Raw genomic sequence first — 13021 nt, 5'->3', positions numbered from 1 at the left:
AAAACCGAGATCGTTATACTGTTGGTTCAGCATATGGCTCTCTATGGTCATATGCGTTATCTCATCTATGGTCGTCTTATCATCCTCGGGATGTAAGGCTCTATATAGTTGATATGTATATTCTACCTTACTAAAGAGGTTTGTAAAAACGGAAGCCTTAGCTGCCCATTTACTTTTCGGTTCATCATCCAGAAAGTTGTCTAATTCTAAGTCTTTTTCTGTATCAATTTCTTTTTCCAATTATATTTCCTTTGCTTTCATATTATCATTTTATACATGTATACACAATTTAAGTATTTTAAAACATACGCGCATCTTTGATCCCAAAAACCTTAACACACCATGAAGCATTTTCATATCGTCTAAATTCAGACTATATTTACTTTAAAGCGGAATGTCACAGGTCTATCTTATCGTGTATCAGTGTGGCTATTTGTGAAGTCATCTCTTATAAATACTCCGACTTTAAACGATATTAAATATTATAGAAATACTGACTGTTTATATTAAGTCCAAGGCATTTTTGCTATGGGAGTTTATATGAGAATCATATTGTTTTACTCAGGAATAGAATCCTTTAATTATTTTACGGATGAGATAAATAAAGAGCTGCATAATTCAGGTCACGAAACGTTCATCCTGGATCTGCGGGATGCCAATAAAACACCTGAACATTCTCTCAGAGACTTATATGAATTCACAAAGGCGCCGGTTGACGCCGCTATAGGCTATGACCAGATGCCGACTATCGGTCCTGCCTATGTTGAGCTATGGAATGAGCTTAACATTCCTGTGATTTCAATTTTTATGGATCCGCCTTTCAGATTCGGGGATTATAACAGAGTTCTGCCAAAATCTTATCTCAGGTTTTGCTGTGACATAGAGCATGTTACCTGGTGCAAACGTTTTTGTTCCGACACCATTCCCAATGTCTACTTTCTTCCTCACGGAGCCACAGTTCCTGACAAAGAGCCATCCTCCTGGGAAAACAAGAAATACGATATTCTGTTTTCCGGCACCTACTACAAACCGGAAAGTTATATAAGAACCATCCGGGAAAAGTATTCAGGTGCAGTCCAGAAAATCCTGTTTGACACAATGGAATTTATGAAAGCGAATACTTCTTTCTCTTTCCCTGCTGCAATTGACAGGATTTTATCCTGTGCAGATTATAATGCTGACGATCTCACAAGACTGTCTGTCATGGAATCCGGAGAAGAAGCCGACTGGTATATCAGAATGTACTATAGAGAAAAGGTTATAGATTCAGTCCTTAATTCCGGCAGGGATCTCTGGGTTTTGGGTCGCGGATGGGAAAACTACCCTCAGTATAATCATCCACATTTTCACCATATCTCAGAACGAGTTCCGTTTGCCGATTCCCTTGATATCATGGCGGATGCAAAGATCAATCTTAATGTCATGCCCTGGTACAAAGACGGTACCCACGACCGTGTGTTCAACACACTGCTTCGTCATTCTATACCCTTGACAGATTCCAGCAATTACTTGAAAGAAATGTTTATTGACCGAAGTTCAATTTATTATTATGAACTGAATAAACTTAATATGATTCCTGAAATAATTGAAGATCTTTTAACCGATCCCTTAAAGGCAAAGCTTTGTATTTTAAAGGGCATCGCTATAGTTCATGAGAAATATACCTGGAATCAGATCATAAAAAGTATTTTAAACGCAGTTAATGCATTCAAGTCTGATTCCGAAGAATGATACTTACAAAAATGTTTGTTAATGCTCTATATATAAAAACATATTCAATATCCCCGAAAAAGAAAGATATAAATTATTATGATATTTCCAGAAGATTATTTTAAAGACGAAGTCCGTGAAGGGTTCTATGTTACCGGCATGATGAAACGCTTATGGGCAGCACAACTTCAAATCCTTGAAGATATAGATGAGCTATGTCAAAAATGAAACACCTGATATACATACCAATAATACTTTCAGGTCTGACTCAGACGATTAACAGATTTCACTTAAGGAGATCATCATGAAAGTCCTTCATCTGAATATTACAACTTTCTTTGCAAATATGGATATGCTTGAAGCATTTGAATCATACAGAGATTCCAATGGCAAACCTTTGGAGCTTATTAAGTATGACTACAAATATGACCATGACAAGGTGAGAAAAGATCTGGATTTTGAAGAACGATTTTTAAATGATCTGAGAAACTACCAACCTGATTTTGTTTTTTCATTTAACTTTCTGCCTGTCATTTCAAAGGTTTGCAATAAAGAAGGCATCACCTATGTTTCCTGGATTTATGATAATCCCGAAATCTTCCTGTACAATTACAACATGAAAAATCCATGTAATATTGTATTGATGTTTGACTCTAAACAATACATGGAATTTATGGAGGGCGGCATAAAAAATGTTCGTTATCTTCCGCTTGCAGCATCCACTAAAAGGCTGGATTCTATTATGCCGACCAAAGCTGATAAAAAGAAATATTCCGCCGACATTTCCTTCGTGGGTTCACTTTATACTGAGCGAAAACAATACTACGAGGAAATTGCTCCAAAACTTGACCCCTACACTCTTGGGTATATAGACGGGATAATCAAAAGTCAGCTTCAGGTAGACGGTGTGAATTTTGTAGAAGAATGTCTGACTCCCGAAATCACTCAAAAGATACAGGAAGCCAGCAACATTTATCCCTATCCTGACAGTATTGAGACATTGGAATATCTTTATGCCAATTACATAATAAACAGGCAGATAACCATTATTGAACGGAAGGAGCTTCTAACACTTATAGGTGATCATCATCCGTTGAAGTTGTATACATATAAGCAAAATAACTCATTCTCGCCAAAGGGTGTACAAAACATGGGTCCCGCAAGTTACTTTACAGAAATGCCCCTTGTGTTTAAATTAAGCAAAATAAACCTGAACATTACCCTTCGCAGTATACAGAACGCGATACCTCTCAGAGTTTATGATATTTTAGGTTCCGGCGGTTTCCTGATGTCTAACTTCCAGCATGATCTTGCATACCACTTTGTCCCGGGAGAAGATTTTGTTTATTATGAAAGCAGAAAAGATCTCCTTGATAAAATTGATTATTACCTGGTTAATGAAAATGAACGTATTGAAATCGCAAGGAATGCACACAGAAAGATACAGGAACAGCATACATTTGACGTAAGAGTAACTGAGATAATTGAGATCATTAAGGAATTTGCTCATTAAAAGAAGAATACATTTATGAAAAGTATTTTAGTATGTAATATATTTAAACATTATACAATAAAAAGTATCAAAAAAGCTTTTGAATTATCCGGCTATAAAGTCAACGAAAGAGATTACTTTACACCGGAAGACATATATCATGATGATAAGCTGGAAGGTTTGATTCAAACCGATATAAGATCAAATCATTATGATTTTATTTTCACTGTTAACTATAGTCCCATTGTTTCTTCAATCTGCTATAAAAACAACCTTAGGTATGTTTCATGGACATATGATACACCAATGAATCTTCCCTCACTTGAAACTATGGATAATCCGTCAAATTATAATTTTATATTTGATCATGGAGAATATTTAAAATATAAGGAAGAAGGATTGGAAACTGTTTATTATCTTCCTTTGGCAACGGATTTTGATGCACCGGAATTTTCTAATAACGGCTATAAATACGACGTATCTCTTCTGGGAAATCTATACAGATCTACATTTCCTGCAATTAAAAAAAAGCTTGATGAATATCAATCAGGCTTTCTTGATGGTATCATAACATCACAACGTAAGATTTATGGAAGCTATTTCATCCTGGAGCTTTTAAAGTATCAGAATTCCGAACTCGAGTCCATAAACAAAACCACCGGCTTTAATCTCTCACCTGAGCAGCTCTCATATTCCTTGGCCTCATATATTACATATATGGATCGATTGTCCCTTCTTTCGATAATGAGTAACAGATTCAGCACTGCTCTTGTGACCGCTTCTATAACTGAATCCGAAAGAAATATGATGACGAAGCTAACCGTTCTCCCCAAAATGGATTATTACAAGGAAATGCCTCTTTTTTTCAGAATGTCAAAGATCAATCTAAATCCACCATTCAGGGCTGTATGGTCAGCAATCCCCCAAAGGGCTCTTGACATCATGAGCTCAGGTGGTTTTCTATTATCAGGATATACAGAAGAGCTTTCTTATTATTTTGAAAACAGCAAGGAACTTGTACTTTATGATTCCATCGAAGACGCTGTGGCTAAAGCAGATTTTTATTTGAAGCATGATGATTTAAGATTAAAAATCCAAACATCGGGAACAGAAAAAGTCCGGAAGGATTTCACATACATAGATAGAATTTATAAAATAATCAATACGGTACATGGTGGCAACACTTAATCAAATTGTACGGAACTTTATTTTTTTCACTCAGGAGTAAAAAGATGACCAATATAATTGTCACAACAATGTCGGAAGAGAATAACGGTTTAATTAATTTTTTCACTGATCAATGGGTCAATTCTTTAAAGAAATTACCGGATATCTATGTTAAGGTTGTAAATATAGATACTTGTGAAGGTTTAGATAATGAATTAGATATCATTATTGAAAATAAGAATTGTATCCTGTTATGCTACAATTGCTGTGGAATTCCCTTTACATACGACAATAATCAAAATGTATGGGAATCTCATGATATCCCGGTGTATACCTTTCTTTTGGATCACCCTCGTAATTATTATGCTATTCTTGAAAATCCTATTAATAATCTACATGTAATATGTCTCGATGAAAACCACGTAGAATTTATACAGAGATTTTATCCGAAGGTTAACGAAACTATATTCCTTCCTGATAGCGGAGTAAAGGTCTGTAATAAAATAAAGTCTTTTTCAGACAGGACTATAGATGTTCTTTACTGTGGAAACTGTCAGACCGAATATAAAACGCTTTTACCAGTGCGTTCTTTACCTGATGATGGAATTGAAATGTATCGTAATGCTATAAAGTTTATCCATAGTAATCCAAGCCTCACGGCAGAAGAAGCGGTAGAGATGTATCTGGATGCAGCCGGAATTAAAGCAGATGACTCAATGCTTTACAGTTTATTTATTAAAGATAAGGTGTCAAGACAAATTGAGGACATTGTAAGAAGAGAATATAAGCTTTTGATCATGCATGCACTTGATGATGCAGGCATCAAAGTTGATATTTATGGAGGAGGCTGGGAGGATGACTCAAATCCTTTCTCAGATAATATCCGTATTCATGAAAGAGTTTCACCATTGGAATGCCATAATCTCATAGGAAACGCCAAGATAGATCTGAGTATTATGCCCTGGTTCAAGAAAGGGAGCAGTGAAAAACCTTTTGGGGGTATGCTAAACGGAGCTGTATGCGTGTCAGATTCCTCAACATATCTTAAAGAAAATTATGTGGACGGAACAGACATTATACTATTTGAACTTGACAATATTGAAAAAGCCGTCAAGGATATCCAATGGCTTCTCAGTAATCCGGATGAGGCAGAAATAATAGCACTGAACGGTTATTATCATGCCCTGGATCAGGATGGAACCGATGCAAGAATCCGTGAAATTGTTGAACTGCTTATGGGACGGAGGAAATATAATTCATGACTAAAATAAACTTAAACCATTTTATCAGTAGTTGTGAATCTTTAGAAACAAATAAAGACTATTACCTTGGTTACATAAAAAAATATAAAAGCCATATAAATGACAGTATTTCTAACCATAGCCTAGAAGATTTTGAATTATTTCTAAACGAATACTTCGATTTAAATTCAAAACTTGAAGATCAGCTGTTAACATCGGAGCTTTTAAAAATCAATCAAATTAAATATGCTTTATTGAATGAGAGAACTCATGATTTCTCTTTGTTTTGGAATGATGTTTATACTTATGACGAGCTGTTGGAAAAATATAATAAAACAACTCTTATGCTTAGACGACTGCTCTTTGATCTGCCTGATGTCTTTAAAAAACAAGCCTATGATTTCCTTGCTTCCATTTCACCTTTTATAATCAATGCTGCCTTTGATGACCCGACAAATATACTGGGTATGGAGAAACAGATATATATCATTCTTGCAAAGGATTGTTTAATAAGGCAAAAGTATGATCATTCGTCTTTATATCTGGAGCTGGCTAAAAGAGTCTGAAAAACAGCAGCATATTAATTAGAATCATTAAAATCAATAGTTACTGCAATCTACATTCTGAGGATCAATATGAATAACCATCAATTCTGTTTTATAATATGTTACAATGACGATTTTTATCTGGAAGAATGTCTGCTGTATATCAGCAACCTAATCATACCTGATGGGTTCACAATTGATATTTTGACAATCAAAGATGCAAAATCAATTACATCAGGATATAACGAAGCTATGAAGACTTCAGATGCAAAATTTAAGATTTATCTGCACCAGGATGTATTTATCGTGAATAAATATTTCCTTATCAATCTTCTCAATATATTTAATTATAATGTGCATATTGGGATGGTTGGCATGGTCGGTGCCCCAAAAATCAATGATTCCGCCATCATGTGGGCTTCTCCTCGTATTGGAGGGATATTTACAAGAGAGTTAATGGAAAAGCCCTATATTTCCGAACTCTATGAAACACCTGAAACCTTAGGAATCGTTTCTGTAATCGATGGTCATCTCATGGCTACTTGCGTTGATATTCCATGGAGAGAAGATTTATTTGATGGCTGGGATTTCTATGACCTTTCTCAGAGCATGGAATTCAGAGAACGAGGATATAACATTGTTGTTCCCCCGCAGCATCAACCATGGTGTCTTCATGATGATGGCAATATCTTAAATCTTTATAATTACAATCACTACCGTAAAATATTTATCAAAGAATATATGTCATCTTAAATCCTGAATAGAATTTACCCCATCAAAAACAGATGATATACCATATTGCATCATATCATTTCGGTATTTGTTAAAATACATTACTAATAATCCATATGTCCTTTCATTGTACACAGTTTTAAAAAAAGAATTTGATGTGACTATCCACCATGCTTTACGAAAATCATGTATTAAAAAACACTTTTCAAAATCATTAATTGTTGCATTTATGGCTGTGGAATAATCACCATTTGCGATCATCAGAAGGTATTCCGGAGGTATTTCCGTTATGTACTCCCATATATCCCTATATCTTTTAAATACTTCAATATCAAATAGTCCGGCTTCTTTATAATGAATAAAATTTTCAACAGATCCAAAAAGTGCCGTTAAATTCGTTTCTGCTTTTATCGCTTCTGCCTTGTATCTGTCATAAATTGAAGGAAGCGAATAATTAGCAGACACCCATTTGTCTATCCAAAGTTGGAACATGATATTGCCCCAGCTAGACTTGTCATTTCTTGATATAAACCTCTCATCATATAAATATCGACATATCTTTATTGAACATGCATTCATCTCAGATAGCCTGACAAATAATGTTATGGATTGATTAAAATTGCACTCAGCACCTACACCATATTTTTTTTCGTATTTTTCCCATTCTATTGGCGCAAGCATCGTTTCTCTTCGCCTTATGAGGCACTCCCAGTCCGTAGAAGCAGCTGCATACAGTCTGTAAAACTCTACAGGGTCTGTATAAATGTTCTGCAAAACCTTAACTCCAACATCCCATCTGGTGTTCTCATTGTAACCAATAACCACATCATGTCCTTCATCAATAGAAGCACATAGTCTGTCCATATAAGAAGCACCAAAACATATTCTGTCCTTGCAGGGCCAGATATAGTCATATTCCTTGGGCAGTCCGTAGCCTTGCAGCAATAAATATAACTTATGGTCACCATTTATTGCATTACATATATCCACATAATATAAATTTAACGCACCATCCGAGATATAATCAGCTATTAACTCCTTTGTAGAGCAATCTCCACTATCATCATAAATACAAATATCCACTCCGTGATCTGAATATATATCCAGACATCTGTCAAGAATTTCTTTTACAATATCAGGATGATTATGTGTTAAAAGGCAACATGCAACACTATACTTCATATTTTTACTGGTCCACCTCTATTATTTTCTCAAAGGATTCCGTACTTTCAAACCAGTTTGATTATACAGCTTAAGTCCCTTATAAATCCACATGTTTTAAGCGATATAAAATATTATATGGAAATCGGCAGCTTTCTTTATATGGAGAGGATGATAATCAATATGATATTTCCTGAAGATTATTTTGAAGACGAAGTCCGTGAAGGCTTCCTTGTGACAGGCATGATGAAGCGCTACTGGGGCGCACAATTACAGATCCTTGAAGACATTGATGATCTATGTCAGAAATATAACATTAAATATTACTGTGATTGTGGCACTTTGTTAGGTGCGATCCGTCATGGAGGATTTATTCCCTGGGATGATGATCTGGATATTTCTTTACTGAGAGATGATTATAATAAGCTGCTGGATCATGCACATGAACTTCCGGAAAACTATACCTTATTAAGCTGGCGTACAAGGGAAGATTGGACAAATGCTTTTTCTCGTATAGTTAATTCAACCCGTATTTGCCTTGATAAGGACTTTTTGGAAAAATATCATGGATTTCCATACTCGACTGGTATAGACATTTTTGTGATTGATTATTTGTATACGGATGCTGACAAGGAGGAAGAACGAAGGAAGCGTGCTAAAATGCTTATGGATACTGCTGAAACTGTTTATCAAAGAGGTTCAATTGATAAAGAACTGGCAGGATGTATAAATGACATCGAAAACATGCTGGGCATAAAAATCGATTTCAACGAGTCCGTTGTAAAACAACTGTATTACTATGCAGAAAAAGCTTTGATGGAAGTAAGTGAAAAAGACGCTGCACAGGTGTGTTTTACGAGCTGGTGGATTGAATATCATTCTCATGTATGGAACAAAAGCTTCAGCAATCAGATCATGCGCATCCCCTTTGAGTATACAACTGTTCCTGTCCCTGTTGCTTATGACGAAATATTAAAAGTCCATTATGGTGATTATATGAAAGTTAACAGGAATGCCGGTCTGCATGACTATCCTTGTTACGCACGCCAGGAAAAAGTTTTAATCGAAAACTTAGGAAAAAAAATATGGGAGTGTCAATGGAATAATGATAAGCTCACACTCCGGAAACGGGTTGAGGAAGAGATCAGATCACACAATGAACAACTTAAAATAAATATTGAAAAAATCGAGGCTCTGATCAAATCTAACCCAAGCCTGTATAGTGAATTTCAAAAACAACTGGATTCCCTGAAGGCAAGCTTATCGGATCCTTTGTCTGCCAGAGAATCTGATAATGAAGAAGTAGTCTTTTTAACCCTTGGACCCAGGCAATGGAATTACTTTGCCTATTTTTGGAACATAGAAAGTTCAAAAAACAAGACGAGCGTTTTTGTAATACCTATCCCCTATTATGAAACCTCCATAAATACCGAAATACTTCGAACTCATTTTAATACCGAAGGATATAATATACCTGTAACCTCTTTAAATGACTACGATATATCAAAGCGGCATCCAAATCGTATATATATACAGTATCCTTTCGATAATATAAATCCTGCCATGCGTGTGCATGATGTTTTTTATAGCGATAACCTCCTGAAATACACAGATGAACTCATATACGTACCAATGTACGATATTAAGGATTATTATCTGCATGATATTAAGTCCGACTATACATTAAACTATTTAGTCAAGACACCGGCAGTGCTTAATTCGGATAAGATATTTCTCCCTACGCCAGGTCTGAAGGATGAATATATCAGGATTCTTGTTGATTTTTCGAAGGGAGATACCGATAAAGTCTATTGGGATCAAAAAATCATTGTGGCTGATTATATTAAAGAAGATGGTTTACTTTCAAACAAAAACAAAAAAACCCTTCTTTATTATTCCGATGTGGCTCCTGTAGCTATTTATGGAGATAAATCTTTAGAGAAGATCCGTTCTTCTTTGAAACTATTAAAAGAAGCATCCGACCGGCTTAATATAATCTGGCTTATATCTCCCAATATGAAGGAGGTTCTGAATTCCCCGGATTGTCATGGAGGAAATAAGCTTTATTCCGGACTTATCTATATTATTCAGAACTTCAAAAAAGAGAATTGGGGTACTTTTTCCGATGATATTTCAAATATCGATCTTGATAATGTGGATGCTTATGTCGGAAATCCAAGCCCTTATGCTCATCACCTTAGTAATAATAAAAAGCCTGTAATGATTTTGAAAAACTATGATGAATAGTCCCGATATAAAGTCAATATTCAAAACTATAAGAAATCATTGAAATCATAAAAGGATACCAGACAATATGAATTTTCCCGATAATTATTTTGAAGACGAAGTTCGTGAGGGCTTCTTTGTAACAAGCATGATGAAGCGCTGTTGGGCAGCTCAGCTTCAGGTTCTCGAAGATGTAGATGCTCTTTGTCAAAAATATAATATTAAATATTATGGTGATTGCGGTACTCTGATAGGTGCTGTGCGTCATGGAGGCTTCATCCCCTGGGATGATGATCTCGATATATGCATGCTGCGAGAGGACTATGAGCTGTTCCTGAAGCATATGCATGAGCTTCCCGAATACTACTCTATCCTTAACTGGCGGGAAACCGATGATTGGATTGAAGCATATGCACGCATTGTCAATACAAACCGCATTCGTTTCGACGATGAATTCATGGAATACTTTCATGGATTCCCTTATTCAGCCGGGCTGGATATATTTGTACTTGACTATATGTATGAAGACCCGGAGCTGGAGGAGGAACGTCGTCTTCGTGCCGATATGTATATGCAGGTAGCCAATATGGCTCAGGTAAATCTGAATGATGAATGTAAAGAGCTGATTTCTTCTATCGAAAAAATGTGTAATGTAAAGATCGACTACAGTAAGCCGGTACACAAGCAGCTGCGTAAACTCGCTGAAGCTTCCATAACTGAAGTTAAACGTAAAGATGCCAGCAAGGTTTGCTTTATGGCCGTGTGGATTGAACACCACTCATGCTTTTGGGATAAGAAGTATTGTGACCAGATGATGCGAGTCCCCTTTGAAAATACTACAATTCCTATTCCTGTAGCTTTCGACCCGATACTCAAAGCTCATTACGGAGATTACATGAAGGTTAATCGTAACGGAGGAGCCCATGCTTATCCATGTTACGCAAAACAGGAAAAGGTGCTTACAGAAAAATACGGATGGAAATCCTGGGACTATAAATGGAATAAGCAGGAATTGTCCTTAGGGAGTCGCCTCCGCGAAGAAAAGAGACTTCAGACTGAAGCAATAGTAGATAAAATACAAAAAATAGAAGCCATGATCGCGGCAAACCCAGGATTATACGGCGGATTACAAGCTCAGGTAGATGCCCTGAAGCTTAACTTTGGTCTTGCTGGCACCGCTTGCAAAAAGGAAGAGGTTGTATTCCTTACTCTTGGGCCTAAGCATTGGAAAAACTTCTCGTACTTTTGGAATAAAGAGAAGGAAAAAACTGATACAGATGTATATGTTATTCCAATATCTTACTTCGATACAGCTATAAATGGTGATGTTCTTAAGACTCATTATGAAACTGAGGGCTATGAGATTCCCATAACCTTATATAATGATTACGATTTAAACAAACGTCATCCAAAACGTATTTATGTTCAATGTCCCTATGATGACATCAATCCTGCTATGAGTGTACATCATGCATTCTATAGCAGTGAACTTTTGAAATATACAGATGAACTGATATATGTTCCAATGTATAACATCAAAGAATTTAATTCAAATGACACAAAGTCTGCTTATGGACTGAACTTTACAGCAAAAACTCCGGTAGTGCTGCATGCTGATAAGATATATCTCCCTACAGAAAGACTAAAGGAAGAATATATAAAAGCGCTGGTCGAGTTTTCTGAAGGTGACACGGACGAGACCTATTGGGATAATAAGATAATTGTTGAAGAGTACATGAAAGAAAATAATGAGAATTCTCTTTCACCTAAAGATAAAAAGACTCTTCTTTATTATTCCGATGTGGCTCCTGTAGCTGTTTATGGAGATAAATCCTTAGAGAAGATCCGTTCTTCTTTAGAGCTTTTAAAAGAAGCGTCCGACCGGCTCAATATAATCTGGCTTATATCCTCCAATATGAAGGAGGTTCTGAACTCTCCTGTCTGCCGCAATGGAAATAAGCTTTATTCCAGATTCATCAATATAGTGCAGAGCTTCAAAAAGGAAGGATGGGGTACTTTTTCAGATAGTATTTCAGATATTGACCTTGATAAAGTGGATGCTTACGCAGGAAATCCAAGTCCCTATGCCCATATCCTGAGTTATAATAAAAAACCGGTAATGATCCTGAAGGACTTTGACGATCAATAATTCTGCTCTTTTAAGCAAAATTAATCATTACGACTCTGCATCTGTACCTGCATTTAATCTAAGTCATTTTTAGCAAAGAGGAAACCGATGAGAATCATATCGTTTTATTCAGGGATTGAATCTTTTAATTATTTCACAGACCAAATAAATAATAAACTACAAAATCTCAATCACGAAACACCCCTCAGTTCTTGAAAACTTTGGAAGTTCGATTCTTTTGGTAGGCATCAACTATGACAAAGACGCCCCTGCCGGAATGAAAAAGCACAGCTGCAAAATAATCGAATACAAACCTTGAATAAATAAACGGGATTGCACTTTAAGCATTCCCGTTTATTCCAATTTTATCCTATTGTTTATAATCCAAAAGAAGAGAAGAGCCAAAGCTCTTCTCTCATAAAAACATCTTTTAAATTTTTTGTAATTATCCAAGGAGTGAAAGTACACCCTGAGGTGACTGATTTGCCTGTGCAAGCATGGACTGTGCAGCCTGGTTAAGGATGTTGTTCTTGGTGTAAGCTGAAATCTCCTTAGCCATATCTGTGTCACGGATTCTGGACTCAGCAGCTGTTGTGTTCTCATTAGCAACCTTGAGGTT

General features: G+C 36.1%; 10 protein-coding genes and 1 pseudogene. 8 read left to right on the top strand and 3 right to left on the bottom strand.

The window, feature by feature from the left end; all coding sequences use genetic code 11:
- A pseudogene (locus G625_RS0117455) lies at positions 1-240 on the bottom strand (hypothetical protein); the annotation flags it as partial.
- A gap of 300 nt (positions 241-540) precedes the next feature.
- Here G625_RS0117455 and G625_RS20770 point away from each other — a divergent pair.
- The 6 genes from G625_RS20770 (at position 541) to G625_RS0117420 (ending at position 6908) form a co-directional block, all read left to right on the top strand.
- Positions 541-1731: a glycosyltransferase family protein gene (locus G625_RS20770; protein ID WP_044933463.1), complete on the top strand. Its 1191-nt coding sequence runs from the start codon at positions 541-543 to the stop codon at positions 1729-1731.
- Positions 1732-2014: 283 nt separating this feature from the next.
- A complete protein-coding gene (locus G625_RS0117440) occupies positions 2015-3223 on the top strand; it encodes a CgeB family protein (protein ID WP_029202119.1) in 1209 nt (402 codons plus the stop codon).
- Between the two features lie 15 nt (positions 3224-3238).
- Positions 3239-4390: a glycosyltransferase family protein gene (locus G625_RS0117435; RefSeq protein WP_029202118.1), complete on the top strand. Its 1152-nt coding sequence runs from the start codon at positions 3239-3241 to the stop codon at positions 4388-4390.
- A 44-nt stretch (positions 4391-4434) separates the two neighbouring features.
- On the top strand, positions 4435-5631 hold the full coding sequence (locus G625_RS0117430) for a glycosyltransferase family protein (protein WP_029202117.1): 1197 nt from the start codon (positions 4435-4437) through the stop codon (positions 5629-5631).
- The gene (locus G625_RS0117425) at positions 5628-6176 is read left to right on the top strand and encodes a hypothetical protein (protein ID WP_029202116.1); all 549 of its coding nucleotides are present in this window, start codon (positions 5628-5630) and stop codon (positions 6174-6176) included. Before G625_RS0117430 ends, G625_RS0117425 begins: the two co-directional genes overlap by 4 nt.
- Before the next feature lie 69 nt (positions 6177-6245).
- Positions 6246-6908 carry a glycosyltransferase family protein gene (locus G625_RS0117420; protein ID WP_029202115.1) on the top strand — a complete coding sequence of 221 codons (663 nt, stop codon included), beginning with the start codon at positions 6246-6248 and terminating at the stop codon, positions 6906-6908.
- Here the strand turns inward: G625_RS0117420 and G625_RS0117415 are convergent.
- Positions 6900-8069, bottom strand: coding sequence for a hypothetical protein (locus G625_RS0117415; protein WP_029202114.1), 1170 nt, complete (start codon positions 8067-8069; stop codon positions 6900-6902). The genes G625_RS0117420 and G625_RS0117415 overlap by 9 nt on opposite strands.
- Positions 8070-8231: 162 nt before the next feature.
- Here G625_RS0117415 and G625_RS0117410 point away from each other — a divergent pair, with 162 nt between their 5' ends.
- Positions 8232-10295, top strand: coding sequence for a LicD family protein (locus G625_RS0117410; protein ID WP_198014939.1), 2064 nt, complete (start codon positions 8232-8234; stop codon positions 10293-10295).
- 67 nt (positions 10296-10362) lie between these two features.
- Positions 10363-12423, top strand: a complete 2061-nt coding sequence (locus G625_RS0117405; RefSeq protein ID WP_029202112.1) for a LicD family protein — start codon at positions 10363-10365, stop codon at positions 12421-12423.
- A gap of 424 nt (positions 12424-12847) precedes the next feature.
- Here G625_RS0117405 and G625_RS23565 read toward each other — a convergent pair.
- Positions 12848-13021: flagellin (locus G625_RS23565; protein ID WP_044933457.1), on the bottom strand; the 174-nt coding region annotated here is incomplete at its 5' end.

This window comes from Oribacterium sp. NK2B42 (assembly GCF_000424445.1).
GTDB lineage: Bacteria > Bacillota > Clostridia > Lachnospirales > Lachnospiraceae > Oribacterium.
Note: the sequence above shows the minus strand (reverse complement) of the source record. Positions and strands in the feature narration are given on the sequence as shown.